Genomic DNA, 24,508 nt, shown 5'->3' with positions numbered 1-24,508 from the left:
GCTTGCATAAAACGATTTCTCCGGGAGAAACCGCGTTATGAAACAGCCGCAGGCAAAAAAAATTCCGCATGTCATGACGTTGCATGGCGATACGCGCACTGATGATTACTTCTGGCTGCGCGATGACGATCGTGAAGACCCCAGCGTGCTTGCCTATCTGCAGGAGGAGAACCGCTACGGCAGGGCGATGATGGCGTCGCAGAATGCACTGCAGGAGAAGGTGCTGAAAGAGATTGTCGATCGTATTCCGGGTCAGGACTATTCTGTGCCCTATACGAAAAACGGCTTTCGCTATCAGCGCCGTTATGAGGCCGGGAACGAATATGCAGCGTTTTATCGGCAGCCGGTTGAGGGCGGGGCGGACGCATCCTGGCAGCTGCTGCTTGACGGCAACCGGCGCGCTGCGCACAGCGACTTCTACACCATGGGAGCGCTGGATATCAGCCCGGACAATCAGGTTATGGCACTGGCGGAAGATTTTTTATCGCGCCGTCAGTATGGTATCCGCTTTCGTAACCTGCAGAGCGGCAGCTGGTATCCTGAAGTATTACATAACGCCTCATCCAGCGTAGCCTGGGCAAACGACTCGCGTACGCTTTACTATGTGCGCAAACATCCGAAAACGCTGCTGGCGTATCAGATATGGCGCCATGAGCTGGGCCATCCGCAGAGTGATGACCAGCTGGTATATGAAGAGAAGGATGAGAGCTTTCATCTTAGCGTGCATAAAACCACGTCAGAGCACTTTATTCTGATTGCGCTCTTCAGCACCACCACCAGTGAGATCCTGCTGCTGGACGCGGAGTATCCTGACGCGCAGCCGCAGGTATTCTGCCCGCGCCGGCGCGATCACGAATACAGCATCGACCACTATAACCACAATTTTTATATCCGCTCGAACCGCGACGGCAAGAACTTCGGTCTCTACCGCAGCGCCTGGCTGGCGGAGCAGCGCTGGGAGACGCTGATACCGGCGCGCGAGCACGTCGTTCTGGAGGATTTCCAGCTGTTTCGCAGCTGGCTGGTAGTAGAAGAGCGCCAGCGCGGCGTCAGTACTTTGCGGCAGATTAACCGCGCCAGCGGCGAGAGCTATGGTATCGCGTTTGACGATCCCGCCTATGTGACCTGGCTGGCGTTTAACCCCACGCCGGAGAGCGATACGCTGCGCTACGGCTACTCCTCGATGACCACGCCCGATACGCTGTTTGAACTGAATATGGAGACCGGGGAGCGACGCATCCTCAAACAGACGCCGATACCAGGCTTTGATCCGGATGAGTACAGAAGTGAGCACCAGTGGATCAAAACGCGCGACGGTACCGAAGTGCCGGTATCGCTGGTTTATCATCGGAAATATTTTCAGCGCGGTAAAAATCCGCTGCTGGTCTATGGCTATGGCGCCTACGGCAGCACGATGGAGGCGAACTTTAGCGCCAGCCGCGTCAGCCTGCTGCAGCGCGGTTTTATCTATGCCATTGTGCATGTCCGCGGCGGGGGCGAGCTGGGCCAGCAGTGGTATGACAGCGGCCGTCTGATGCATAAGATGAACAGCTTCACCGATTTTATCGACGTGACGCAGGGGCTGGTGGCCAAAGGCTATGGCGATCCGCAGCGTCTCTACGCCATGGGCGGTAGCGCGGGCGGGCTGCTAATGGGCGCGGTTGTCAATATGGCACCGACCCTGTTCCACGGCGTGGTAGCGCAGGTGCCGTTTGTGGATGTGGTGACAACCATGCTCGATCCTACTATTCCGTTAACCACCGGCGAGTATGATGAGTGGGGCAATCCGGAACAGCCCGACGCCTATCACTACATCAGCCGTTACAGCCCCTATGATAATGTGACCGCGCAGGCGTATCCGCATCTGCTGATCACCACCGGGCTGCACGATTCACAGGTGCAGTACTGGGAGCCCGCCAAGTGGGTGGCAAAGCTGCGCGAACATAAAACCAGTGACGCGCTGCTGCTGCTCTGTACCGACATGGATTCCGGCCACGGCGGTAAGTCGGGACGCTTTAAATCCTATGAGGGCGTTGCGCAGGAATTTACGTTCCTGATTGCTCTGGCGCAGGGCAGCCTGCCGGATCGGGTGGATTACTGATCGTCTTTGACATATTTACGCAGCGCCTGCCGCAGCGGCGGGCGCAGATCGCGGACATTGTCCAGTACCCAGCGCAGATAACCCGGATCGCGGCGCGCAATAGCGCTGATACTCTGTCCGCGATATTTGCCAAATGGAAAGATATCTCCGGAGAGCGCAGCCGGTTCAGTCCGGCTTACCATCTCTGCCGGACTCCAGCCGGAGATCTCCATAATACGGATCAGCAGCGCGGCGGTAACGTAGCAGTCATAAAGCGCGCGGTGTGCATGCAGGTCTGCAGGCGGCGTCACCTCAAGTTTCAGGCTGTGCCGCAGCGCCTGATTACCATATTTAATGCCGGGCCACAGTTTGCGCGCCAGCGTCATGGTGCAGATCCATTCGCCCGGCATGGCGGGCAGCATGCGGCGGTCAAAGCTGGCGTTGTGAGCCACATAGTGTGGGCTGCCGTGATAGCGGCTGATGATCGCTTCTATCGGCGGTTTATCCGCCACCATCGCTTCTGTGATGCGGTGCACCATCATTGCCTGACGGCTGATAGGGCGATCCGGGCAGACCAGATCGCTCATCGGATTGACTATCTGCCCGTCAATAACATCCACGGAGGCGATCTCTACCACGCCGCCCTGCAGGCCGCAGGTTTCTGTATCTATCACGCGTAACATAGGTTATTTCTGCTTAGGTTCGTAGGGCAGGCGGGAAAGGCTGAGCGAAGCCTGACGATAGTGCATCAGGCGCTGGCGGAACCAGTCGCGCAGCGCTTCCGGCTGCTCGCGTTCAACCATCTCCGCCACGACCGGCATATTGTAGCGCTCTTTGAACGCGACGCCTGCCGCCGCCAGCTCAACGTTGACTTTGTATTTCTCTTCCTGCGACAGCTGTGCAAGATTATAACGCATGCTTTTCTCCTGATAATCAGCGGCAAAAATAATGGTTTCATGCAGCAGGATCAAGGGCAACCGGATCGCACTGCAGGTCTCGACACGCTGAATCGGGCGGCGTATCCTGCTGCCACATCAGCGGCAGCGCCGGAAAACCCGCCGGGTAATCTGTCTGCCTGCCGTGTCAGTGAAGATGAAATGAGGTCAATATTTTGCTGAAAAAAGTGATTCCTGCCTGCCTGCTGCTGGCGCTCTGCAGCCAGGCGCTGGCGGGCGAAATTATTACGGTCAGTCGTTTTGAAATCGGTAAGGCAAAGTGGCCCTTCACGCGTGAAGAGGTGATGCTGACCTGTGAAAAGGATGGCGCACTGTTTGCCATTAACCCCAGCACGCTACTGCAGTATCCGCTGAATGAAAAAGCGCTGGCGCGTGCCGATGCGGGGCAGGGCACGCTACAGTCGATTAATACTATCCTGGCAGATGATAAGGCGCATCCCGGCAGTAAAATGTCGCTGCAGCCGATTATCGATCGCGCGCAGCAGCTGTGCGTTAAGTAAAAGCCGGCAGACGCCGCCGTCAAAAAGCGTTGCAGGCGTCTGGTAGTGCCAGCGCGATCACAGAGTTGGCAGCTTTCCGGCTCGCCTCAGGCTGCTTGCTGGACAATGTTCGCCGTTGGACTACCTTTAAAAGGCAAGGCACCTCGCCTTCAAAAATGCCAACTTTTAGCGCACGGCTCACTACGAGCCATTTCCCTGGACCCGATACAGGAATCGTATTGGGTCTTTTTTTAACTGGTTGTTATCGAAAGATAACTCAGGGGTTTCCCAGCATTTACCCGACATTTCACTCCGGACGGCACTCGCACTGGTTCTGAACAGATAAATCCAGGCGTTAGCGGATAGTCAGTCAGCTACCTGACAGAACAGAAGCGTTATCCCTTTCCCTGATCCACTATTTTATAAAACAGTGGAACGATCGCTCGCCGGAAACGGTGTTTTAACCTGGCTTTTAACGGTCGTGATGACATAAGTTGATTCCAGATAACCTTTTTTTGCCGGGCAATCTCACTCATATCATTATTACTGTTTATTGTAGACTGGCTGGCCTCTTCGGAGAGCTGAACCGGATGCGGGACCACCGAAAAAACGCTTACAAACGCGTGCTCTGCAAAAAGCGTCCATTTATCTGCAGTGATCCAAATAGGATGCAGGTTTTTTAAGAGAGATTGCGCGGCTTTGTGGTTAATTACGTATGAGTGAGTGGTGGTGGCCTGCAGCGTTTTATGCAGAGTATGTTTATGGGTTAAATGAGAGACAGGCGATAATAAATAACTGTTTGCACGGCTAAAAAGGATCACTTCTGGTCTGTGGCTGGCGGGCTTTATTTTTTCCAGTACGTCCCTGGCTTCGCGAGTGAAAATAATGTCATCTTCCAGAATCATTGCCGCTTCAATATTGCTGTCGACGATTTTCTGGTAAATTTTTTGATGACTTAATGCGCACCCAATCTCTCCGGGTAAAAATGCGTAATTAATCGGTGCACTTGCGGCAGCTCTTTCATCGGCTGTCATGAGCGTACCATCGACCGCTTCGACAAATTCGTAATCAAGATTAAGTGCATCAAGCTGGGATGCAATTTTATTCCGTCTTTCGACCGATCTTTTTAAGTTTACAATAAAAATTTTCATTATCTGCCGTGCGCGATGTGCGGTTCCTTTACATTCCTGACCTGAATAATGCAGATATTATCATATAAACAATCTTGCTGAGTATAAGGCCTCAGCCGGTAACTGGCTCCGTTCTGTAGTTTATAAACCGGACAAAACAGGTTAAAAGTTTGCCTTATTGCTGAAACAGGCTACGCTTAAAGGGTGACAACTCAATGCGCCGTATCTAACGACGGACTGTTTGCTAATCAATGATGATCAACAGGCGCACCAATTCAGGGCTCTGCTTCGGCAGGGCCTTTCCTTTGCCCGCTGCTGCCCGCAAAGCGCGCGCAGCAGCGGGTAAAGCGCTCACTCCAGCAGATAAATACCTGCAACGAGTGTGCCTACAGAAATAATGTGCAGTAGCTCAGTCATGGTTCGCCCTCCCGGATATGTACAGACAAAGTCAAGGACGGATATCACACTTCGTCAAATTTAATCATGGCGGGTGATTATTCTGAAACAGCATTATCGCCCTGCGTTTTGTCTGAATTCAGCGTGACGGCGGTGACGCTGACAGACCGCTAACTGATTAAGTTCAGAGAATAAAGTGGTTTACCTGCCGCACTAACTTCAGGTTGCGCTGTCTCAGTTACAGATGTTTTAGTCCGTATCGATCTTAAAAACACAGCAAAACTCTTTTTTTGTACTATATTGTTATAGCAAAGGGTGAGTTTTGTAAAAAAGAGTTATGCTGTACCCTTAACAATAAACAGACAGGCCGCGAAAGGCCGTTTTAAACCAAAGGATATAAAAATTATTTCAGTTTCAATTTCTATGCGTTGCCCTCACTGTCTGGGCTCGCAGTATCGCAAATCCGCATTTGACGTTTCTGAGAAGAATCCGGCGGGTGCTAAGTGCATATTCTGTAAAACAGCGATGGTTGCTCTTAACCCTGCGGCGATGAATACGTTAGCTAAGCTTAAAATGAATAACGATATGCTTCACAGATAACCGATCTCTGCCACGCAAAAGGCCACCTCAGGGTGGCCTTTTTACTTTTTGCTGACGACAGCATCTATCCCGATGGCTACAGAATAATCCAGCGCCTGGCAGGCGCTCAGGCTTCAGGCTGGCCTGCCGGGCCTTTACTCATCGGCCCGCCGGGCACCGGATGCTCCATCGGCGGAGCAGGGCGGCCATCCGGACCCAGCGGGCGTTCCGGCTGCTGACAACCGGCCAGCATCAGCAGGCTGGCAGAGATAATTAATCCACTAAAAAACAGCTTCATCAGAGACTCCTTGATTAACAGGCAACCCGGCGTTGCACATTAACCCTAGCTGATAAATCTGTGCGCTGACGGCAGCGGCTGGCTTAATTTTATCGTCCTGATTAAAACAGCTGTAAGGCCAGATTTTTATCTCAGACGTCGCCATTCATGGCGTCATTGCTTCTGTTGCCTATACTTAGGTTCTTGATGACAGGAGGCGAACATGTTCAAACATAACAGTAATGAAGAGCGTAAACATGAGGGCGATGTAGCCAAAGGATTGCCTGAAGCGGCCCCCTCTGCCGGAAATGCGTATGAAGAGGATGACCATCCGGTTCAGGACGCGCCGGATGAGCATGGCGAAATTCCCCGTACGCGTGACAGCAGTGAAGATGAAAAGAAAGATCCCTGGGAAGATAAAGGGAAATAACGCGTAGACGCTAAATAAGAGTGGTGTGACATTTATCTTTTTTTCTGCGGCTGGCGCACATATCCCTCAGGCTGCCGCAGAGCGTCAGACAGCAGTGCCTATACTGAAAATACCCAACCCAGGGTCAGGAGGTAAATATGTCAGAACGTCCAGAAGATATTCAGCCTATCCCCGATGATGGACAGGCACCCGGTGCAGATGAAGATTTGCCCATGGATGACGGTGCTGTGCCCAATGATGACGCGCTTCCTGTGGATGACACGCGCAGAATCTGATCGGGATGTATTTACCACTCAGTTAACCCGTATGGCCTGACACTATACGGGTTTTTTAATGAGCGCTTCTCTGGCTGTACCTGAGATCGGGAAAGAGTAAAGCAGCGTTATACTGCCTGAAATGGTATAAAATGCCTTGGTTTCGTATATTTCAGGACAGATCATTAATGGCAGATACACACTATTTACTTTGGGTAATGACAGGGACGCTGACCATCCTCAGCCTGTTTATTGGTGCAATTGTCGGACAGGCAAAAACCCGCCGGCTGGGTATGATGACCTTTACCGGTCTCTGGGCATTTTTTATGCTGGCAATATTTTTGATAACCCGCTAACCCACTATCAGCAGATGCACCAGCCGGGCCAGCGATTCCAGCAGCAGCAGGCTGCCGGTCACCAGCATAATCAACACAATGATAAACTGCTTACGGCCTTTCATGCTGTGCTCTCCATGGCGACGCCATACCGGCATTACACTATGCCGGTTGGGTTAAACTAACGCTCAACCATCAGATTATGAGCCGCAGCCTGCTAGCGAAACAGCCGGCCGTCACGCACCAGCTCGCGCGGATAGCTGTTTTTAATGCGGTTGCCCACTTTTTTAGCCAGTCCAAGCGGCTGCTGCTGCCAGGTGACGATGACTTCATCCCGGTCAGGCAGTGTCTCCGGATGGATATCCTGTCCGCGATACCAGCTTTCCGCTTCCGCTTCATTCAGCGCAAACGCCAGCGATGCATCAGGCCTGGCCAGTGCCATCACCGCCTCATGCTGCCAGCGGTAGCCTTTGGGAAAGGTTTCAGCCAGTTTCAGACCAATGCGTGAGAAGCGCACCTTATTCAGCCACTGCTCTGCGCTGGCCGGAAACAGCCACAGCTCTTTATCGCGCTGCCAGAGCGTCAGGCTCTCATCCCACTGCAGGCCCACCTTAGCCGCTGCCTGCATCACCTCCGCGCTGAGTTTTCGGCTGGCGGGCGCAAACGGCAGTTTCCCGAGTTTATAGCCCGGCGCCGGCAGTGCCGGCACGCTGGCGGTTTTACGCAGACGCGCGACGAAAAATCCTTCGCTGTCGAAGCAGTGAGGAAACACGTGCAGATAGCCTTCCGGCGTCAGGGCAGCCTCTGCGCCGGCAAACAAATCCTGCAGCGACAGGATCTCAATGGCGTCGGGATAGCGTGTCAGCAACCAGGCTATGACCTGCTGATTCTCAATGGTGTTAAGGGTACAGGTTGAGTAGATCAGCACGCCACCGGGCCTGAGCGCGTGAAAAGCGCTGTCGATAAGATCGCGCTGGGTGGCCGCAATCGCCTCGGTGCTGGCCAGCGTCCAGTTGCGCAGCGCATCTGCATCTTTACGCACCACGCCTTCGCCTGAGCAGGGAGCATCAAGCAGGATGGCGTCGAACTGTTCCGGCAGCGCTGCGCCAAACACCCGGCCATCGAAATGCGTCAGCGCCACGTTGCTGACGCCGCAGCGGCTGATATTGGCATGAAGGACTTTGACCCGGCTGGCGGAGTATTCATTGGCGAGGATCGCGCCGCGATTATGCATCAGCGCCGCCAGCTGCGTGGTTTTGGATCCCGGTGCCGCCGCCATATCCATAACCTGCTGTGCGTCCGGCGCGGCGGCAAACAGCGCCGTCACCGGCAGCATCGAGCTCGCTTCCTGAATGTAGAACAGACCGCTAAGATGTTCAGCCACGCTGCCAAGCGGCAGGCTCTCATCATCGCGCTCGATCCAGAATCCCTCTGCGCACCAGGGAACCGGCGTCAGCCGCCAGCCATACTGCGCCGTGCGGGCAAGAAAATCAGCCACGCTGATCTTCAGCGTGTTGACGCGTACACTTTTGCGCAGCGGCTGCTGGCTGATAGCAAGAAAGCGTTGCAGTTCAGCCTCATCAGGGAGGCTGGCACGCATGAGGGTAATGAACTCTTCAGGAAAACGACTGGACACAACAATTTACCGCGCTGACAAATGATGGGCGCAGTGTAACACGCGCAAAGAGAACGGGCAGCCTGCTGGCTGCCCGGTTGTTTAGCGCGGAGCAGGGATAGCGGTACCCCAGTCACGCCACGCTTTCGGCGCTTCATCCTGCAGCAGGAAGTGTTTGTTGGCGCCTGCCTGCGGTGCCAGCGGCACGGTTGGCGGCGTAGCGAACTGAATGCCGCCGCGAATAAACTGCTGGAAGGTGCCGGTTTTCACCACGCCGCCAATCAGGCCAAAATCGAGGTTATAGCCGGATGCCAGCCAGAATACTGAGTTATTCCGCACCAGATGCTGATACTTTTTACTGATGCGCAGCGCAATCTGCACCCGATCGGCCATATTACCCAGCGAGGTGCCGGTGACCGTACCGACCTCAACGCCGCGGAACAGAACCGGCGTACCCAGGGAGAGCGATCCCGCCTCGGCGGCATCGACATAAATGTTCAGGCCGTTCAGGTAACGCGAGTCGGTGATTGTGCTTTCCTGCAGCTCAAAGCTGCGCGCCATCGCACCTTTGCCGGGATCGACGTTGACATAGGGCTGCAGAATCGTCTCCAGATGGTTGACGCCTGCCGCAGAAATTTCCGGCGATACCACTGAGAAACGGCTGCCCGTGCGGGCAAAGTCCTGCACATACTCCGGATAGAGCACGGCTTTAGCGACCACCTGATTGTTATCCTGACTCAGCGCCAGCGACTCCACCTGACCGACATTAATACCGAGATAGCGCACCGGCATGCCTGCCGCCAGCTTGCTGCCGTCGTAGGTGTGCAGGGTGATCTGGCTGCCGACGGCGCGGGCTGCGGTTTCTGACGCATAGAGCACGCGCTTAACGCCTTTTTTCGCCTGTGCACCGGTCAGATTGTCAAAGCTGATGGCGCCTTTCAGCGCCCGGTTAATCGGCGACGCCTGCACGGTCAGACCGCTGCCGTTGAGCTGCACTTTTGCGCCACCTTCGGCCCAGAATACGCTTTCGCTGGTCAGCAGCTTGCGATACTGCGGCTGAATATGCACTGAGATATCAAACGCATCCGCACGCGGCACCACGTCGACCACTTCACCGACTTCAAACTTACGGTAGAGCACTACGGAACCTGCCTGTACGTCCGGCAGGCTGGTTGCCGTCAGCGTCAGCGTGGCAGGCGGCTGATCGCCGGTGATCCCTTCAGCAGCACGCTCGGCGTCTGCATAGAGCGGGTAGCGGCTGGAGGCTTTCCCTTTTGCGCCGGGATCGAGACGAATACCGCCATCCACCCATTCACGTGCGCTGGCACCCAGCACCTGCATACCATCAAGGCCAAATTTTACGTTCAGGCGACTGTTGACGATAAACTTGCTGTCAGCGTGCACCAGCTGACGATATTCAGGATTAATCGCGACCACGAAATTGATGCCGTTCTCATCCAGTTTGCGCGAGATCACCTGACCAATCTTCATGCCATAGATCACCAGGGGCTGGCCGGCATCGATACCGTAGGTTTCCGGCGCGCTAAGCTGTACCGTCAGGACATCCGGTTTCTGCAGCAGCGTTTCGCTGGCGGGCAGCACGCTGAAATGGTCCTGCGGTTCGCCCTTACCGGGCACCAGCTCCAGCGTGTTACCGGTGAGCAGGCTGCTCAGGCTGGTGTCAGTGAGGCTGAGTTTCGGTGCGCGCATCTCAATACGTGTTCCGCTGCGCATCAGGCCGGTCACTGAGGGATCAATCGTCAGTTCGCCAGAGACTTTGCCGTCAGGCAGCAGCGTAAGTTTTGTCAGGGTGCCTACTTCCAGCCCCTGATACATCAGAGGCGTACTGTTGGCTTTGAGGTTGTTACCATCAGGCAGATCGAGGTTAATCAGCACGCCGCGTTGGCTGTGTGCCAGATCCGGATAGAGCTGATAGTTCTGCTCGCTCTCAGCCGGTTCGCCTTTATCGGGTGAATCAAACGCGATAGCGCCGTTTACCAGCGCGGCCAGACTCTCCAGCTTCACTTTCGCGCCGCTCAGGCTGACATCTGCATCAATACCGGAAACATTCCAGAAGCGGCTCTGCTTTTTGATGAGATTGATAAAGCGCCGCTCGATCAGCACATCAATGGTGACGCCATCAGTATTGCTATTAAGGCTGTAGTCATAGACGTGACCCACCGGAATTTTCCGGTAGTAGACCAGCGAGCCGGTATTAAGCGAACCGAGATCGGGCGCATGCAGATGGATGAGCAGCTCGCCGGTATTGACCCGGTATTTAGGCTGCGTATCAAGCGCGGTGAAATGGTCGCGCTCTTTACCATCGCCAGGCATCATACCGATGTAGTTACCGCCCACGAGCGCATCAAGCCCGGAGACGCCGGCCAGGGAGGCTTTTGGCGTCACCAGCCAGAATTGCGTATTCTCGCGCAGGGCGTCGCGCATATCGCTTTTGATGCTCGCTTTGATACGAATGCTGCGATAATCATCACTCAGCTCAATACCCTGCACAGTACCGACCTCCACGCCCTGATAGCGAATCGGCGTGCGGCCCGGCACTATGCCGTCCGCCGTCTGGAAGTTGATGGTAATGGTGGTACCGCGCTCCTGATAATTGGTCCATAAAAGCCAGCCGGCAATCAGCAGGGCGATAATGGGCAAAAGCCAGAATGGCGACAACTTGCGTTTGTTACGCACGGTTGCGCTAGTCGGTGTAGTCGGCGTTTCCTGTTGCATGTGCATCCCAGATCAGGCGGCTATCCAGCCACTCAACAGCCATAATAGTCAGGATTACCGCTGCGCCGAAGTAAAGCGCGGCAGGTCCCATGGTAAAAGCCAGCAGCTGATCGCGATTGACCAGCGACATGGTTAAAGCAATAACAAACAGATCCAGCATCGACCAGCGTCCCACCCAGGTCACCACGCGCAGCAGCCGGATGCGGGTTTTCAGCCCCTGTTCACATTTGAAGTGAATACTGAGCAGCAGCGTCAGCATCACCAGCACTTTAGTGAAAGGCACCAGGATACTGGCGATAAACACCACCGCAGCAATGGGAATATTGCCTGAGCCCAGCCCGAGGATACCGGAAAAGATAGTGTCTTCACGCCGCGAACCGTTTACAAAGACCACGGAAATCGGCAGCAGGTTGGCGGGTATCAGCATCACGATCGACGCAATTAACGCCGCCCAGGATTTTTGCAGGCTGTGGCGACGGCGAAAATCAAGCGGCGTGTGGCAGCGGGTACAGCGACCACGCTCATCGGGCATGCCGGTGTGATGACAGTTGAGGCACACCTGCCAGCGCTCTGGCGGCGCGGTTGGGATGGACTGGGGATAGTAATGCTCCCAGAGCTCTTCCACATTAAGATGAATAATAGTGAGCAGGCTTAACAGGGTCAGAGCTACGTAAGCGACCAGACCATAACCCAACGCCAGCGAGGCGTAATCCTGAACTTTGATAGAGGCGACGCCAATACCTACCAGGTAGATATCCAGCATCACCCACTCTTTCAGCCGCTCAAGCATTAGCAGCACCGGTCGCAGATTCATGCCCAGCCGGTTGCCAATCCACAGATAGCTGATGCCGGCAACCAGCGTCACCGGAGCCCCGATTGTACAAAACGCGACCATGGCGGCTGTCAGCACGTTGCCCTGCTGCGCCATCTGCAATACGCCTTCCAGCAGACTGGCGTTTATGCGCATGCCAAGTAAGCGAATTTCAACCAGTGGCAGGCTGAAAGCAAAGGGCATCAGCACCAGCATTGTCACTGCCATCGCGGTCAGACGACGCATTGACCAGTCACGGCCATTCTGGATTTTGGCATGACAGCGCGGGCAATAAGCCGTTTGATGCGATTTCACATCCGGTAAGGAAAAAAGGGTATCGCATTGGGGGCAACGCTGATAACGTGCGTGGGGCAAGCTCTGGCTGATAGCGTGAATTTTCATAAGTGACGCGAGTGGCCCATCATTCGTTACGGTTGCCGGCAGTCTGAACAGAACGTGCAGCCTGCACTATCTTGTGGTACGAGATCAGTCTCAATCATAGCGTGCTAAGGGTATAGCAACTTATTCAATGATTCACCTTGTTGGGCTGGATTATTAGTGCTTATTTTAACAACTGAGGGAAAACTGATACCTCTCAGTGATGAATTATGGTTGATCAATGAACAAAAAAGCCTTTTACGAGGAATTAAATCGTGATGCCCGGGCGCTGCTGGCGGGCGAAACCTCTTTTCTTGCCGCGCTGGCTAACTGCAGTGCGCTGCTGTTTGAGCGTCTGGAGGGGGTTAACTGGGCAGGCTTCTATCTGCTGACTGAAGAGAATACGCTGGTCCTGGGCCCGTTCCAGGGCAAGATTGCCTGCGTGCGTATTCCGGCAGGTAAAGGCGTTTGCGGTACGGCAGTGGCTGAAGAGCGCGTGCAGCGCGTGGATGACGTTCATGCGTTTCCCGGTCATATCGCCTGCGACGCCGCCAGTAACGCAGAAATCGTGATTCCTCTGAAAGTGAACGGCCTGCTGGCAGGCGTTCTTGATATCGACAGTACGCTTTATTCCCGCTTTGACAGTGAGGATGAAGCAGGGCTGGTAGCCCTTGCCGACGGGCTTTGTGAGGTGCTGGCGAACAGCAACATCGAAAAATTTATTGCGCTGTCGCATAGCTAATCGTCTGGATTGCATGGCATTTGGCGATGTTGTCATTATAATGTCGCCTGTTCATGCCCGCTCTGGTCGGCAAATCCGTTGTAATCAGGAAATTTCATGGAAAATCAACCTAAGTTGAATAGCAGTAAAGAAGTCATCGCCTTTCTGGCGGAACGTTTTCCGCACTGCTTTAGCGCCGAAGGTGAAGCGCGTCCGCTCAAAATCGGTATCTTTCAGGATCTGGTCGAGCGCGTTCAGGGCGAAAATAGTCCGAGCAAAACGCAGCTGCGTTCAGCTCTGCGTCTTTATACCTCCAGCTGGCGTTATCTTTACGGTATCAAAGCCGGCGCAACGCGTGTCGATCTCGATGGCAACGCCTGTGGCGTACTGGATGAGCAGCACGTAGAGCATGCGCGGAAGCAGCTGGAAGAGGCAAAGGCACGCGTTCAGGCGCAGCGTGAGCAGCAGCGGGCGAAGAAGCGCGAGGCAGGAGAGGAGAGTGCAGAGCGTCGTCCGCGTAAGCCAGCACCGCGTAAAGCGGCTGAAGGTGATACGCCGCGCAAGCCGCGCCCTCAGACGCCACGCACCGGTGCTGCAGAACGCAACGCCGCACCACGTCCGCCGCGGGCAAAACCCGTTACCGACACCTCAGCTTTGCAGCCAGGCCAGAATATTAAAGTCAAAGCAGGCAAAAGTGCTATGGACGCCACCATTCTTGAAATCACTAAAGATGGCGTTCGGGTACAGCTTGCTTCAGGTCTGGCAATGATTGTGCGCGCAGAACACTTGCAGTTCTGAAACGGAGGCCCGACCCTGGCATGAACAGCTTTTTTAAGATCGGTATGATCGCGGGCCTGCTGCTGGCAGGCCCCTCCGTTGCCGCAGACAATATCACGCGTGCAGACCAGATCCCGCAGTTACATGAAGAAGCGCAGCATCCCACGGTCAGTGAGCGGGTTACATCGCGCTTTACCCGCTCTCACTACCGTCAGTTCGATCTGAATCAGGATTTCTCAGCAAAGATTTTTGATCGCTATCTGAACCTGCTGGATTACAGCCATAACGTGCTGCTGGCATCAGACGTTGCGCAATATGCGGACAAAAAAACCACGCTCGGCGACGAGCTGCGCAGCGGCAAGCTGGATCTGTTTTACGCGCTCTATAACCTGGCACAAAAACGCCGTTTTGAGCGCTATCAATATGCGCTGACGGTGCTGGATCGTCCGATGGATTTCAGTGGCAATGACACCATCGATATCGACCGGGCGAAAGCACCGTGGCCAAAGAGCACCGCAGAGCTTAACGCGCTCTGGGACGCCAAAGTTAAATATGATGAGCTCAGCCTGAAGCTGGCGGGCAAAGATGACAAAGAGATCCGTGAAACGCTGACCAAGCGCTACAACTTTGCCATCCGTCGCCTGGCTCAGAGCAACAGTGAAGATGTCTTCCAGCTGGCAATGACCGCCTTCGCTCATGAGATCGATCCCCACACCAACTACCTTTCCCCGCGCAATACTGAGCAGTTCAACACCGAGATGAGCCTGTCGCTTGAAGGGATCGGTGCCGTGCTGCAGATGGATGATGACTACACGGTCATCAACTCTATGGTCGCAGGCGGTCCGGCAGCAAAAAGCAAATCGATTACCGTTGGCGATCGCATTGTCGGCGTGGGTCAGCCAGGCAAGCCTGTTGAGGATGTTATCGGCTGGAGGCTGGATGATGTGGTATCGAAAATCAAAGGACCTAAAGGCAGCAAAGTGCGTCTTGAGATCCTGCCTGCCGGTAAAGGCACCAAAACCCGGACCGTAACGCTCACGCGTGAAAAGATCCGTCTGGAAGATCGGGCAGTTAAAGGCACGGTGCATAACGTCGGCAAAGAAAAAGTGGGCGTGCTGGATATTCCGGGCTTCTATGTCGGTCTGACTGACGATGTCAAAGTGCAGCTGCAGAAACTGCAAAAGCAAAATGTGGACAGCGTCGTTATCGACCTTCGAACCAACGGCGGCGGTGCACTGACTGAAGCGGTCTCTCTCTCCGGACTCTTTATTCCGGGTGGCCCGGTGGTTCAGGTCAGGGATAACAATGGACGGGTGCGTGAAGACAGCGATACCGACGGCATTGTTTACTACAAAGGTCCGCTGGTAGTGCTGGTCGACCGGTTCAGCGCGTCAGCTTCGGAAATCTTTGCCGCGGCGATGCAGGACTATGGCCGGGCTCTGATTGTTGGCGAACCGACCTTCGGCAAGGGAACCGTACAGCAGTATCGTTCTCTGAACCGCATTTACGATCAGATGCTGCGTCCGGAGTGGCCTGCGCTGGGTTCCGTACAATATACCATTCAGAAATTTTATCGTATCAACGGCGGCAGCACGCAGCGTAAAGGGGTAACCCCCGATCTGCTGATGCCAACCGGCGTTGAAGCGGCAGAGACCGGCGAAAAATTTGAAGATAACGCGCTGCCGTGGGACAGCATTAATGCGGCAACCTATACCAAAACCGGTGATATCACCGCGCTGGTGCCGAAGCTGACGCAGTCCCATGCCGATCGCATTGCGCAGGATCGTGAGTTCCAGTACATCATGAAAGATATTGCGCGTTTCAATGCGATGAAAGATAAACGCAATATTGTGTCGCTCAATCTTGCCCAGCGTGAGAAAGAGAGTCACGAAGAGGACGCGCTGCGTCTGGAGCGTATTAACGCGCGTTATCAGATGGAAGGGAAAAAGCCGCTTAAGAATCTCGAGGCATTGCCAAAAGATTATAAAGAGCCCGATCCCTATCTGGATGAGACAGTGAAGATCGCTAACGATCTGGCGCAGCTGGCCTCTTCTCAGCCCGCTGCTACTCCGGCGAAGTAATCCTGAAGCCGGTCACAAAACACCGCTACGGCGGTGTTTTTTTTTTGCACTATACTCGCTAAATAAGTGGTCTGAGCAGTTTGCAATCGATCGCCTGAGTAGAATGTAAAGTTTTGTTTTTTTAGACACTTAAAGATTAAGGTCGCTTGAAAAGCCGCGCAATGAACATAGGATATATATCCGCGTACAAGCGCGTGAACAACTGAGGAAGATTAACATTTATGATGCGTATTGCTCTTTTCCTGATCACCAACCTGGCGGTGATGTTGGTATTCGGACTCATTCTGAGTCTGACAGGAATCCAGTCAAGCAGTGTTCAGGGTCTGATGATTATGGCGGGTCTGTTTGGCTTTGGCGGTGCGTTCGTTTCACTGCTGATGTCCAAATGGATGGCGCTACGCTCCGTTGGCGGGGAGGTGATTGCACAGCCCCGTAATGAGACCGAGCGCTGGCTGATGGAGACCGTGGGTCGCCAGGCGCAGCAGGCTGGCATTGCGATGCCGCAGGTCGCGATTTATCATGCGCCCGATATCAATGCCTTTGCGACCGGTGCGCGCCGTGATGCGTCCCTTGTCGCTGTCTCAACCGGTCTGCTGCAGAACATGAGCCGCGATGAGGCTGAAGCCGTGCTGGCGCATGAGATCGCGCATATCGCCAACGGAGATATGGTCACCATGACCCTGATTCAGGGCATTGTGAACACCTTTGTTATCTTTATCTCGCGCATTATTGCGCAGGTTGCGTCGGGCTTTCTGTCCGGCAACCGCGATGGTGAAGAGAGCAGCAACGGTAATCCGCTGGTCTATTTTGCGGTTGCAACGGTGCTGGAACTGCTTTTTGGTATCCTCGCCAGCATCATTACCATGTGGTTCTCACGCCACCGTGAGTTTCACGCTGATGCAGGATCGGCAAAACTGGTTGGCCGTGAAAAAATGATCGCCGCGCTGCAACGTCTGAAAACCAGCTACGAGCCGCAGGAGCCAGGCAGCATGATGGCGTTCTGCATCAACGGTAAAAACAAGTCGTTCAGCGAGCTGTTTATGTCTCACCCGCCGCTTGATAAGCGCATCGAAGCGCTGCGCAGCGGGCAGTATCTGAAATAATCCGCTCAGGCGACGAAAAAAAAGGCATCACCCTGGTGATGCCTTTTTTATTTGCGTGCGGATAGCGTCAGGCCGGCGCGCGTGACTGGGTCAGCCGCACCAGACTTATCGCAGCAGCAGCGGAAGCAAAGCCACCGGCAAGGATCAAAGAAGCGTGCGTGCCGCTGTCGCTGAACAGGTTAAACATCAGAGCCACCAGCGCGGCACCGGCACTCTGTCCTGTCAGCCGGGCGGTGCCCAGCATGCCGCTGGCTCCGCCGCTGCGGTTGCGCGGGGCAGCGGAGATAATGGTGTGATTATTGGGTGACTGAAACAGGCCAAAACCGGCACCGCACAGCATCATACGCCAGATGATATCTGCATCAGCAGGCTGCGCCGGGAGCATGGCCAGCAGAAACAGCCCGGCGGCAAACAGCGCCAGCCCCAGTCCACCCAGCAGGCCGGCGTGATACTTCTCAATCAGACGTCCGGCAATCGGCGCCATCACCATTGTTGCCAGCGGCCACGGCGTCAGCAGCAGGCCGGTTGCCACTTCATCCCGGCCAAGCACGTTCTGCAGGTAAAACGGCAGCGATACCATCGCCAGCATCTGCGCGCAGAAAGAGCAGACGGAGGTGCCGATGGAGAGCGAGAACAGCGGCAGACGCAGCAGATCAACCGGTAACAACGGCACCGGCAAGGTTAACTGACGCCGCACAAAGATAATACCGGTAACGAGCAGCGCCGCCAGCTCGGCCACGATCAGGCTGGCTGGCTGCCCCTGCGAAAAGCCGCTCAGCGCAGTGATAAGTAACCCAAAAAAGAGCGCGTTCATCACCGCACTTGGAATATCAAACTTCTGCTGGCGCGCTTTTTGCGGATTGTCAGGCAGGAAGCGCAGCGCCAGCCAGAGTGCGGCAAGGCCGAACGGGATATTGATTAAAAAGAGCCACTGCCAGCTCGCCACGGCCAGAATAGCCGCGGCTATAGTGGGGCCGGCGGCGCTGGAGACCGCCACAATAAGTGAGTTGATCGCCATGCCGCGTCCGAGAAAGCGCTGCGGATAAATAATCCGGATGAGTGCGGTGTTAACGCTCATCAGCGCGGCGCCGCCAAATCCCTGCAGCACGCGCGCCACGGTTAGCGTCGTCAGCGTGGAGGAGAGGGCGCAGAACAGCGATGTCGCGATAAACAGCACCAGGCCGGCCTGATAGATACGGCGGTATCCCAGCATATCTCCCAGAAAGGAGAGCGACAGCAGCGAGATCACGATTGCGATCTGATATGCGTTAACTATCCAGATTGATTCAGCCGGGCTGGCGCTGAGATCGCGGGCTATCGTCGGCAGCGCTACGTTAGCGATAGCGCCATCGAGTACCGCCATCATAATACCCAGCGCAATCGTGATGATTGCGCCATAGCGCTGCGGTAGCGGAAGTCCATCCTGAGGGGCAATTGAAGGCATAATAGTGGTAAGTAAAGGGAGTAAATATCATCATGCTAATCAATTTAGCGCCGGAAAGCATCGCCGCAGGCGTGAAAAACCTCTATTTCGCTGATGCCGGCATAGCGAAAATCAAAATGGGCTCACGCTGAGCCCGGAAGGGTTACTGGTTATCAATGACATCGCCGCTTTTTTTCAGCAGCGGACAGGCCGTTACACCGACAATTCCGCTATCGCTATGCAGATAACGGGCGGTCATCACGCCGCGTGCGGTCAGGTAGTTACACTCCAGGCCAAGACCGGCTGCTTTCTCAGCGCTGCCGGTCAGAACACCATAGCCGGTGAAGAGCAGCGCCAGCCACAGCAGGGCGAACAGCATCACCAGACGAATAAAATATTTCATTATTATCTCCCGAAATTGAAAACGCGCCGCATCCGTTTGGCAATAAGCGCGACAGGCGTACCATGCCGTGCTTTACACGTTAATACGATCGGAGATAGCTGAAAGCGCTGCGGCAGGCAACTGCTTTGGTTGCAGAAGATATCTTTTCCTGGCGCAACAGGTAGAATTAGCGCCGTTAAATCCTTACTGATAGTTACCCGAGGCAGTTATGAACGAATTAGCCGCAAACTCCAGCCCGCTGCTGCACTATGGTATCGTGGCGCTCATTATTCTTGTGGCCTTTATCGTCTGGTTTTTTGTGAATCGCGCCAGCGTGCGTGCCAGCGAGCATCTGCAGCTGCTGGAAATGCTGGTGGAAGAGCAGAAAAAACAGACCGCGCTGCTGCGCCGTATTGCGGAGGCGCAGGGGGAAACGTCGTCCGCTGTGCAGGATGACGAAGGCACGGCTTCACGCGATTTTATCCGGCTGATCCCGGAGCGCTGAGAGTAAAAATGGAGAGGGCATGAGCCGCAGAAATCCCTGGTACGACGCTTCAAAAGCACACCATACCCCTGACGGGTTTTGCAATCCTGAAGGGGAACAGCGCAAGCCGGGTGATTTACAGCGCTGGCGTCGTGAACGTAAAGCGCAGCATCTCCCGCTGCCGCCTGCCAGCGGCTATGCTGATTTCAGCGCTCGCTGGTATCAGCCCGCCGACCTGAGCGGCAGTGACGATCGCATCTGGTGGCTGGGTCACGCCGCGCTGCTGCTGCGCCTTAAGCAGCGCTATATCCTGATTGACCCGGCTTTGTCACCGCGCGCTTCGCCGCTGCCCTTTGCCGGTCCTGAACGCCGGGTACCCTCACCGCTTGATGTGACCCGGCTGCCGCAGCTCGACTATGTACTGATTTCACATAACCACTACGATCATCTTGACCGGGGCACGATAAAGCGCCTGCTGCGCTGTTTTCCGGAGGTAAAGATGATAGTACCGCTTGGCCTGGGCGCATGGTGCCGGAAGCGGGGGGCCCGCAACGTCACCGAGATGGACTGGTGGGAGTCAGCGGATAGTCAGGATTTGAGCATTACCGCTGTGCCGGCGCGCCACTGGAGTATGCGCACGCTGTGGGATCGCAATCGCTCGCTATGGTGTGGCTGGGTAGTGCGCTGCGGCACGCTCAACTTCTGGTTTTCCGGCGACAGCGGTTACAGCGATAACCTGCTGCAGATTGTGCAACAGCTGGGGCCGTTTAATCTGGCCGCCCTGCCGGTTGGCGCGTATGCACCAGAATGGTTCATGGGCAGCCAGCACATGAACCCGCAGCACGCCGCAGACTTATGGCAGTATGCCGGGCATCCATTAACAATACCTATACACTGGGGTGTTTATGAACTGGCTGATGAGTCGCTGGATGCGCCTCCTGCTGAACTGCAGCGTGTGCTGGACGCAGCCGGGACGCCTCTGGCCGGACGGTTCAGGCCGTGGCGAATAGGGGAGAGCCGGACGCTGGCGGATATTGAATGAGATTTTTCTCACCGGTAATGAATAAGGTGTACAGTTTTCTTAACCTGTCCGGATTAGCGTGCTTATAAAAATAACAGATAAGTTCAGCAGGTTAATGATTATATCCGGAGCAGCCGGATAATAATTTTCCCGGTTTTGGTGCAAAAGCGTTTTATAACCTGTACTCCGCGGGTTTAATTGTACACCTTGTGCATTAAGAGAAGCAGGCGCTGTTATTTTACACTGCAGAGAGAAATAATCTTTGTCTGCCATAATAGTGCAACACGTTTAACGTAGCGTCTGGCACTTAACGCAAATTCATGTCCTGCCGCTGCGCTTGACGTTGCTGCAGAAAAACGCTGGTCATCAAGGATTTTGTGCGCCATCAGGTGTTTGCGGTTCCTGTTTCACCACGAAGGAGCAGGGGTCCCGGATAATAATGTGCGACAAGTCGACCACTGTTTAAAAATGGCTTGCCATTATTTAGCGGATATGTGATAACCATCAGCGGGTCAAACGAGGTACAGTTCTGTTTATGCATGGCATCTTCAGTAAAGAAGTTTTGAGTAAAGACGTTGACGTTGAATACCGCTTCCTTGCCGAACCTTAAATTAGTGCCTCATTCAGTAACGTCTCTGTTTCTCTGCAATACTGCCTTCGGGCAAAATAAACATTTAAAGGAATTTGCAAAATGGCAAAGATTAAAGGTCAGGTTAAGTGGTTCAACGAGTCTAAAGGTTTTGGTTTCATTACTCCTGCTGACGGCAGCAAAGATGTGTTCGTACACTTCTCTGCTATCCAGGGTAACGGCTTCAAAACTCTGGCTGAAGGCCAGCAGGTTGAGTTTGAAATTCAGGATGGCCAGAAAGGTCCTGCAGCGGTTAACGTTACCGCTATCTGATTTTCCGCTCAGCCCGGGTCACTGTACCTGCTGAAACGAATCGTAAGCCCTGCTCTCTGAGCGGGGCTTTTCTTTATGCTTTTTGTTACTCCTGCTTCAGGGTAAACTGCGCCGCTTATCGTTGAACCGGAGTCCGCTATGTCCCTGATCTGTCCCCTGTGCCGCCAGCCATTAACCCAGCAGCCGGGCGTGTTTCGCTGTGACGCTGGTCATCAGTTTGATCGGGCCAGAGAAGGGTATGTCAATCTTCTGCCGGTGCAGCACAAGGGGTCGCGAGAGCCGGGTGACAGCCTGGAGATGCTGCAGGCGCGCCGTGCTTTCCTGGATGCCGGGCACTATCAGCCGCTGCGCGATCGCGTGGCGGCGATACTGGCGCAACGCCTGACGCAGCCTGCGGCTCAGGTTCTGGATATCGGCTGCGGTGAGGGGTATTACACCAGCGCCCTGACCAGCGCGCTGCCTGACGCCGAAATCTATGGGCTTGATGTTGCCAAACCGGCTATCCGGATGGCGGCAAAACGCTATACGCAGGTACGCTTTTGCGTTGCCTCCAGCCAGCGGCTGCCGTTTGCCAGCGCGGTGCTGGATGCGGTGGTACGCATCTATGCGCCCTGTAATGAAGAGGAGCTTAGCCGGGTGGTAAAGTCAGGCGGTTATCTGCTGACCGTTACGCCGGGTCCGCACCATCTGCAGCAGTTCAAGGCGCTAATCTATTCGCAGGTGCAGCTGCATGCTGCAGAAGAGAAAACCTATACCGGCTTTACGCTCTGCGAGTCGCAGTCTCTCAGCTATGACCTGACGCTAAGCGGCGCTGAAGCGGTAAGCCTGCTGCAGATGACACCCTTTGCCTGGCGTGCATCGGAAGCGGTATGGCAGACGCTGGCAGCGGCAGAGCCGTTCCGCTGTGACGCGGACTTTTCCCTCTCTCTGTGGCAGCGCGATTAGCGAGCGGTGAGGAGCGTATGCCAGATACGCTCCAGGTCATCCAGCGTATGAACAGCAATAAGCAGCCGGCGCCGCTCCAGCTGCATCATTAAAACCCCCTCCGGCGAGAGGTTAATCGCGGCAATGCGCGCATAGCGGATCCAGATCCCGTTATCAAACAGGCCTTCCTGCTTCATCAGCAGCACCGGACGGCGCAGCCAGAATACCCAAAGCGTCAGGGCGCACAGCACCATGATAAGCGTTGTCGTCAGCACCGGCCCTGCATTGCTGATATTTTTCCACAGCAGAATCAGCAGCAGTCCGATAAAAATCGCGCTATCGGGCAGGTGACGTCGTCGCAGTGCGACCCGCAGCAGGGTGACGCCTTTACGGCGCGGCAACATTACATCATGGTAAATAGCAAACAGCAGCAGAGCAGCGATGCAGAACATCAGCAGCAGATCGGTCAGCGCCATTATCGCTCCTTTTTACACTCTGCCCATATTAGGCGTCCGGCCGGAAAGCGCCTTACAGTCCCAGCAGGCCAATCGAGTAACCAATAATCCCGATCGCAAAGAAACCGATGATGATCCACAGCGCGTTAACTTTACGACGCAGCAGCCACATACAGCCAAATGTCAGCAGCAGCGGGATCAGGCCGGGCATAAGCTGGTCAAGAATAGACTGAACGGTGGTTACCGTGGTTTTACCGGTCTGGTCGGTAATACTCGATACCACCAGCGGCACGTTAACGTGGGTCCATTTATTGACCAGTGCGCCCATCACAAACAGGCCGAGGATCGAGGCGCCTTCGGTGAGCTTCTGCAGAAAACCGCCGCCCATATCGCTGACGATATCAACGCCTTTGCGATAGCCGTAAGCAACGCCGTAATAGCGGGTCAGCAGGCGCACAACGTTAAACAGCACAAAAAACAGCAGCGGGCCCAGCAGGCTGCCGCTCATGGCGATCCCTGCACCAAGCGCGGCAAATACCGGCCGTACGGTGCCCCAGAAGATGGGATCGCCTACGCCTGCCAGCGGCCCCATCAGACCTACTTTAATGCCGTTAATAGCACCATCATCAATGGCGGCGCCGTTTGCCCGCTGCTCCTCCATTGCCATAGTGACGCCCAGTACCGGCGCGGCGACATAGGGCTGCGTGTTGAAAAACTCCAGATGACGCCGGATCGCCTGTTTACGTGCGTCGTCGTTTTCCGGGTAGAGGCGACGGATCACCGGCACCATGGAAAAACAGAAACCGAGCGCCTGCATACGTTCAAAGTTCCATGACCCCTGAAGCAGGTTAGATCGTATGAACACGGCGCGGACATCACCGGAGGTGAGCTTTTTAGCCATTCGCGTGCTGTCAACCATAGTGGCACCTGCTCCTAGTCAAGTTCATTATCAAGGTCGTTTTGCGAGGCACCTGCCGGCGCTGCGCCTGAGACCCGGTTATATTTCGGGGCGAGCTGGATATAGAGAATCGCCATCACGACGCCGATAACGCCCAGCGCAACCAGATTGAAGTCAGTAAACGCGGCGGTGACAAACCCGAGATAGAAGAACGGCATCAGATAACCGGCGCGCATCATATTGATGACCATTGCGTATCCCACTACCACAATCATGCCGCCGGCGATGTTAAGGCCGTTGGTGACTACCTCCGGAATGGAACTCAGTAGCGTATGCACGGCGCTGGTGCCGACAGAGATAGCGACAATCAGCGCCGGGATGGCAATGCGCATCGCCTGCAGCAGCAGGGCAGAGACATGGATCCAGGAGATAGCGGTGAGGTTACCTTTCGCGGCCGCGTTATCTGCCGCATGCTGAAACGCCACGGTCAGCGTTCGCACGATAATGGTCAGCACCTGACCCGCTGCGGCCAGCGGGATCGCCAGAGCGATACCGGCACCGACGCTCTGTCCGCCGGCAATCACCAGGATGGTGGATATAATGGAGGCGAGAGCCGCATCGGGTGCTACCGCCGCCCCGATATTCATCCAGCCCAGCGCGATCATCTCCAGCGTGCCGCCGATAATAATGCCGGTTTTCATGTCACCCAGCACGGCACCAATCAGGGTACAGGCCACCAGCGGACGGTGAAACTGAAATTCATCCAGGATAGAACCCATACCGGCAATACAGGCCACGATAAATATCAGCACAATCTGTAACGTGGTTATTTCCATTTTGCATCTCCTCAGCACGCCCGCCATTATTGCCGGGCGGCAACAA

The 24,508-nt window shown here is 55.0% G+C and carries 26 protein-coding genes and 1 pseudogene; 15 read left to right on the top strand and 12 right to left on the bottom strand.

Translation table 11 applies throughout. The annotated features are described in order from the left end of the window. Window positions 1–37 precede the first annotated feature (37 nt). The gene (locus tag B4056_RS15630) at window positions 38–2,101 is read left to right on the top strand and encodes a prolyl oligopeptidase family serine peptidase (protein ID WP_113655098.1); all 2,064 of its coding nucleotides are present in this window, start codon (window positions 38–40) and stop codon (window positions 2,099–2,101) included. On the opposite strand, the gene exoX is transcribed toward B4056_RS15630, so the two are convergent. Together exoX and B4056_RS15620 are read right to left on the bottom strand one after the other, a co-directional pair. Continuing rightward, window positions 2,095–2,763 carry an exodeoxyribonuclease X gene (gene exoX, locus B4056_RS15625; RefSeq protein ID WP_071668880.1) on the bottom strand — a complete coding sequence of 223 codons (669 nt, stop codon included), beginning with the start codon at window positions 2,761–2,763 and terminating at the stop codon, window positions 2,095–2,097. The two genes, B4056_RS15630 and exoX, sit on opposite strands and share 7 nt — an antisense overlap. Window positions 2,764–2,766: 3 nt before the next feature. Continuing rightward, window positions 2,767–2,997, bottom strand: a complete 231-nt coding sequence (locus tag B4056_RS15620) for a DNA polymerase III subunit theta (RefSeq protein ID WP_288655237.1) — start codon at window positions 2,995–2,997, stop codon at window positions 2,767–2,769. A 191-nt stretch (window positions 2,998–3,188) separates the two neighbouring features. Between B4056_RS15620 and B4056_RS15615 the strand changes: the two genes are divergently transcribed. After that, window positions 3,189–3,536, top strand: coding sequence for a YebY family protein (locus B4056_RS15615; RefSeq protein ID WP_039384858.1), 348 nt, complete (start codon window positions 3,189–3,191; stop codon window positions 3,534–3,536). Window positions 3,537–3,910: 374 nt separating this feature from the next. Here B4056_RS15615 and B4056_RS15610 read toward each other — a convergent pair whose 3' ends face one another. Beyond that, the gene (locus B4056_RS15610) at window positions 3,911–4,666 is read right to left on the bottom strand and encodes a glycosyltransferase family 25 protein (protein WP_288655234.1); all 756 of its coding nucleotides are present in this window, start codon (window positions 4,664–4,666) and stop codon (window positions 3,911–3,913) included. A 798-nt stretch (window positions 4,667–5,464) separates the two neighbouring features. On the opposite strand from B4056_RS15610, the gene B4056_RS17075 reads away from it, so the two are divergent. Further along, window positions 5,465–5,641, top strand: a complete 177-nt coding sequence (locus tag B4056_RS17075; RefSeq protein WP_419721727.1) for a hypothetical protein — start codon at window positions 5,465–5,467, stop codon at window positions 5,639–5,641. 106 nt (window positions 5,642–5,747) lie between these two features. On the opposite strand, the gene B4056_RS15605 is transcribed toward B4056_RS17075, so the two are convergent. Further along, complete coding sequence (locus B4056_RS15605; RefSeq protein ID WP_039384855.1) at window positions 5,748–5,918, bottom strand: hypothetical protein; 171 nt, start codon at window positions 5,916–5,918, stop codon at window positions 5,748–5,750. Between the two features lie 202 nt (window positions 5,919–6,120). Here B4056_RS15605 and B4056_RS15600 point away from each other — a divergent pair, with 202 nt between their 5' ends. The 3 genes from B4056_RS15600 to B4056_RS15590 all read left to right on the top strand — a co-directional run bounded on the left by B4056_RS15600 (window position 6,121) and on the right by B4056_RS15590 (window position 6,937). Next, entirely contained in the window at window positions 6,121–6,327 is a 207-nt protein-coding gene (locus B4056_RS15600) for a hypothetical protein (RefSeq protein WP_039384852.1), read from the top strand. A gap of 137 nt (window positions 6,328–6,464) precedes the next feature. Further along, complete coding sequence (locus B4056_RS15595) at window positions 6,465–6,602, top strand: hypothetical protein (protein WP_158086430.1); 138 nt, start codon at window positions 6,465–6,467, stop codon at window positions 6,600–6,602. 167 nt (window positions 6,603–6,769) lie between these two features. Continuing rightward, window positions 6,770–6,937, top strand: coding sequence for a hypothetical protein (locus B4056_RS15590; RefSeq protein WP_166713891.1), 168 nt, complete (start codon window positions 6,770–6,772; stop codon window positions 6,935–6,937). Window positions 6,938–7,133: 196 nt separating this feature from the next. Here B4056_RS15590 and rsmF read toward each other — a convergent pair whose 3' ends face one another. The 3 genes from rsmF to yebS all read right to left on the bottom strand — a co-directional run bounded on the left by rsmF (window position 7,134) and on the right by yebS (window position 12,480). Further along, window positions 7,134–8,558 carry a 16S rRNA (cytosine(1407)-C(5))-methyltransferase RsmF gene (gene rsmF, locus B4056_RS15585; RefSeq protein WP_094111074.1) on the bottom strand — a complete coding sequence of 475 codons (1,425 nt, stop codon included), beginning with the start codon at window positions 8,556–8,558 and terminating at the stop codon, window positions 7,134–7,136. Window positions 8,559–8,633: 75 nt separating this feature from the next. Beyond that, entirely contained in the window at window positions 8,634–11,267 is a 2,634-nt protein-coding gene (locus tag B4056_RS15580; RefSeq protein ID WP_113655099.1) for a PqiB family protein, read from the bottom strand. Next, window positions 11,236–12,480: a membrane integrity lipid transport subunit YebS gene (yebS, locus tag B4056_RS15575; protein ID WP_071668878.1), complete on the bottom strand. Its 1,245-nt coding sequence runs from the start codon at window positions 12,478–12,480 to the stop codon at window positions 11,236–11,238. Before yebS ends, B4056_RS15580 begins: the two co-directional genes overlap by 32 nt. A gap of 217 nt (window positions 12,481–12,697) precedes the next feature. On the opposite strand from yebS, the gene B4056_RS15570 reads away from it, so the two are divergent. From B4056_RS15570 to htpX, 4 genes are all read left to right on the top strand, one after another. Then, a complete protein-coding gene (locus tag B4056_RS15570) occupies window positions 12,698–13,198 on the top strand; it encodes a GAF domain-containing protein (RefSeq protein WP_071668877.1) in 501 nt (166 codons plus the stop codon). Between the two features lie 96 nt (window positions 13,199–13,294). After that, on the top strand, window positions 13,295–13,975 hold the full coding sequence (proQ, locus tag B4056_RS15565; protein WP_039384840.1) for an RNA chaperone ProQ: 681 nt from the start codon (window positions 13,295–13,297) through the stop codon (window positions 13,973–13,975). A gap of 20 nt (window positions 13,976–13,995) precedes the next feature. Beyond that, entirely contained in the window at window positions 13,996–16,035 is a 2,040-nt protein-coding gene (prc, locus tag B4056_RS15560) for a carboxy terminal-processing peptidase (protein ID WP_039384838.1), read from the top strand. Window positions 16,036–16,256: 221 nt separating this feature from the next. Then, on the top strand, window positions 16,257–17,138 hold the full coding sequence (htpX, locus tag B4056_RS15555; RefSeq protein WP_039384837.1) for a protease HtpX: 882 nt from the start codon (window positions 16,257–16,259) through the stop codon (window positions 17,136–17,138). Window positions 17,139–17,205: 67 nt separating this feature from the next. Here the strand turns inward: htpX and B4056_RS15550 are convergent, their stop codons facing one another. Together B4056_RS15550 and B4056_RS15545 are read right to left on the bottom strand one after the other, a co-directional pair. Further along, complete coding sequence (locus B4056_RS15550; RefSeq protein ID WP_094111076.1) at window positions 17,206–18,582, bottom strand: MFS transporter; 1,377 nt, start codon at window positions 18,580–18,582, stop codon at window positions 17,206–17,208. A 142-nt stretch (window positions 18,583–18,724) separates the two neighbouring features. Beyond that, entirely contained in the window at window positions 18,725–18,964 is a 240-nt protein-coding gene (locus B4056_RS15545; protein WP_113655101.1) for a YobH family protein, read from the bottom strand. A 208-nt stretch (window positions 18,965–19,172) separates the two neighbouring features. Between B4056_RS15545 and B4056_RS15540 the strand changes: the two genes are divergently transcribed. From B4056_RS15540 to rlmA, 5 genes and pseudogenes are all read left to right on the top strand, one after another. Next, entirely contained in the window at window positions 19,173–19,448 is a 276-nt protein-coding gene (locus B4056_RS15540; protein WP_094111077.1) for a YebO family protein, read from the top strand. 19 nt (window positions 19,449–19,467) lie between these two features. Then, entirely contained in the window at window positions 19,468–20,469 is a 1,002-nt protein-coding gene (locus tag B4056_RS15535) for an MBL fold metallo-hydrolase (protein WP_094111078.1), read from the top strand. 514 nt (window positions 20,470–20,983) lie between these two features. Then, window positions 20,984–21,055: pseudogene (locus B4056_RS17055) on the top strand (DUF2627 domain-containing protein); the annotation flags it as partial. Between the two features lie 84 nt (window positions 21,056–21,139). Next, window positions 21,140–21,349: a transcription antiterminator/RNA stability regulator CspE gene (gene cspE, locus B4056_RS15525; RefSeq protein WP_021510024.1), complete on the top strand. Its 210-nt coding sequence runs from the start codon at window positions 21,140–21,142 to the stop codon at window positions 21,347–21,349. Between the two features lie 138 nt (window positions 21,350–21,487). Further along, the gene (rlmA, locus tag B4056_RS15520) at window positions 21,488–22,294 is read left to right on the top strand and encodes a 23S rRNA (guanine(745)-N(1))-methyltransferase (protein WP_288655222.1); all 807 of its coding nucleotides are present in this window, start codon (window positions 21,488–21,490) and stop codon (window positions 22,292–22,294) included. Here rlmA and B4056_RS15515 read toward each other — a convergent pair. Genes B4056_RS15515 through B4056_RS15505 form a run of 3 tightly spaced genes read right to left on the bottom strand, consistent with a single transcriptional unit; the run spans window position 22,291 to window position 24,462 of the window. Beyond that, the gene (locus tag B4056_RS15515; RefSeq protein ID WP_094111080.1) at window positions 22,291–22,749 is read right to left on the bottom strand and encodes a DUF986 family protein; all 459 of its coding nucleotides are present in this window, start codon (window positions 22,747–22,749) and stop codon (window positions 22,291–22,293) included. The genes rlmA and B4056_RS15515 overlap by 4 nt on opposite strands. Before the next feature lie 52 nt (window positions 22,750–22,801). Next, entirely contained in the window at window positions 22,802–23,647 is an 846-nt protein-coding gene (locus B4056_RS15510; RefSeq protein ID WP_071668873.1) for a PTS mannose transporter subunit IID, read from the bottom strand. A gap of 14 nt (window positions 23,648–23,661) precedes the next feature. Beyond that, window positions 23,662–24,462, bottom strand: a complete 801-nt coding sequence (locus tag B4056_RS15505; RefSeq protein ID WP_094111081.1) for a PTS mannose/fructose/sorbose transporter subunit IIC — start codon at window positions 24,460–24,462, stop codon at window positions 23,662–23,664. Window positions 24,463–24,508 lie beyond the last annotated feature (46 nt).

This window comes from Pantoea sp. UBA7232 (genome assembly GCF_002473195.1).
GTDB classification, from domain to species: Bacteria; Pseudomonadota; Gammaproteobacteria; order Enterobacterales; family Enterobacteriaceae; genus Pantoea; species Pantoea eucrina.
Note: the sequence above shows the minus strand (reverse complement) of the source record. Positions and strands in the feature narration are given on the sequence as shown.

What these genes read in the sequence shown, in the direction of transcription:
- B4056_RS15630 (WP_113655098.1), top strand. Translation starts at nt 38, where the DNA reads ATGAAACAGCCGCAGGCAAAAAAAATTCCGCATGTCATGACGTTGCAT.
- exoX (WP_071668880.1), bottom strand. Translation starts at nt 2,763, where the DNA reads ATGTTACGCGTGATAGATACAGAAACCTGCGGCCTGCAGGGCGGCGTG.
- B4056_RS15620 (WP_288655237.1), bottom strand. Translation starts at nt 2,997, where the DNA reads ATGCGTTATAATCTTGCACAGCTGTCGCAGGAAGAGAAATACAAAGTC.
- B4056_RS15610 (WP_288655234.1), bottom strand. Translation starts at nt 4,666, where the DNA reads ATGAAAATTTTTATTGTAAACTTAAAAAGATCGGTCGAAAGACGGAAT.
- B4056_RS17075 (WP_419721727.1), top strand. Translation starts at nt 5,465, where the DNA reads ATGCGTTGCCCTCACTGTCTGGGCTCGCAGTATCGCAAATCCGCATTT.
- B4056_RS15605 (WP_039384855.1), bottom strand. Translation starts at nt 5,918, where the DNA reads ATGAAGCTGTTTTTTAGTGGATTAATTATCTCTGCCAGCCTGCTGATG.
- B4056_RS15600 (WP_039384852.1), top strand. Translation starts at nt 6,121, where the DNA reads ATGTTCAAACATAACAGTAATGAAGAGCGTAAACATGAGGGCGATGTA.
- B4056_RS15595 (WP_158086430.1), top strand. Translation starts at nt 6,465, where the DNA reads ATGTCAGAACGTCCAGAAGATATTCAGCCTATCCCCGATGATGGACAG.
- B4056_RS15590 (WP_166713891.1), top strand. Translation starts at nt 6,770, where the DNA reads ATGGCAGATACACACTATTTACTTTGGGTAATGACAGGGACGCTGACC.
- B4056_RS15580 (WP_113655099.1), bottom strand. Translation starts at nt 11,267, where the DNA reads ATGCAACAGGAAACGCCGACTACACCGACTAGCGCAACCGTGCGTAAC.
- yebS (WP_071668878.1), bottom strand. Translation starts at nt 12,480, where the DNA reads ATGAAAATTCACGCTATCAGCCAGAGCTTGCCCCACGCACGTTATCAG.
- B4056_RS15570 (WP_071668877.1), top strand. Translation starts at nt 12,698, where the DNA reads ATGAACAAAAAAGCCTTTTACGAGGAATTAAATCGTGATGCCCGGGCG.
- proQ (WP_039384840.1), top strand. Translation starts at nt 13,295, where the DNA reads ATGGAAAATCAACCTAAGTTGAATAGCAGTAAAGAAGTCATCGCCTTT.
- prc (WP_039384838.1), top strand. Translation starts at nt 13,996, where the DNA reads ATGAACAGCTTTTTTAAGATCGGTATGATCGCGGGCCTGCTGCTGGCA.
- htpX (WP_039384837.1), top strand. Translation starts at nt 16,257, where the DNA reads ATGATGCGTATTGCTCTTTTCCTGATCACCAACCTGGCGGTGATGTTG.
- B4056_RS15550 (WP_094111076.1), bottom strand. Translation starts at nt 18,582, where the DNA reads ATGCCTTCAATTGCCCCTCAGGATGGACTTCCGCTACCGCAGCGCTAT.
- B4056_RS15545 (WP_113655101.1), bottom strand. Translation starts at nt 18,964, where the DNA reads ATGAAATATTTTATTCGTCTGGTGATGCTGTTCGCCCTGCTGTGGCTG.
- B4056_RS15540 (WP_094111077.1), top strand. Translation starts at nt 19,173, where the DNA reads ATGAACGAATTAGCCGCAAACTCCAGCCCGCTGCTGCACTATGGTATC.
- B4056_RS15535 (WP_094111078.1), top strand. Translation starts at nt 19,468, where the DNA reads ATGAGCCGCAGAAATCCCTGGTACGACGCTTCAAAAGCACACCATACC.
- cspE (WP_021510024.1), top strand. Translation starts at nt 21,140, where the DNA reads ATGGCAAAGATTAAAGGTCAGGTTAAGTGGTTCAACGAGTCTAAAGGT.
- rlmA (WP_288655222.1), top strand. Translation starts at nt 21,488, where the DNA reads ATGTCCCTGATCTGTCCCCTGTGCCGCCAGCCATTAACCCAGCAGCCG.
- B4056_RS15515 (WP_094111080.1), bottom strand. Translation starts at nt 22,749, where the DNA reads ATGGCGCTGACCGATCTGCTGCTGATGTTCTGCATCGCTGCTCTGCTG.
- B4056_RS15510 (WP_071668873.1), bottom strand. Translation starts at nt 23,647, where the DNA reads ATGGTTGACAGCACGCGAATGGCTAAAAAGCTCACCTCCGGTGATGTC.
- B4056_RS15505 (WP_094111081.1), bottom strand. Translation starts at nt 24,462, where the DNA reads ATGGAAATAACCACGTTACAGATTGTGCTGATATTTATCGTGGCCTGT.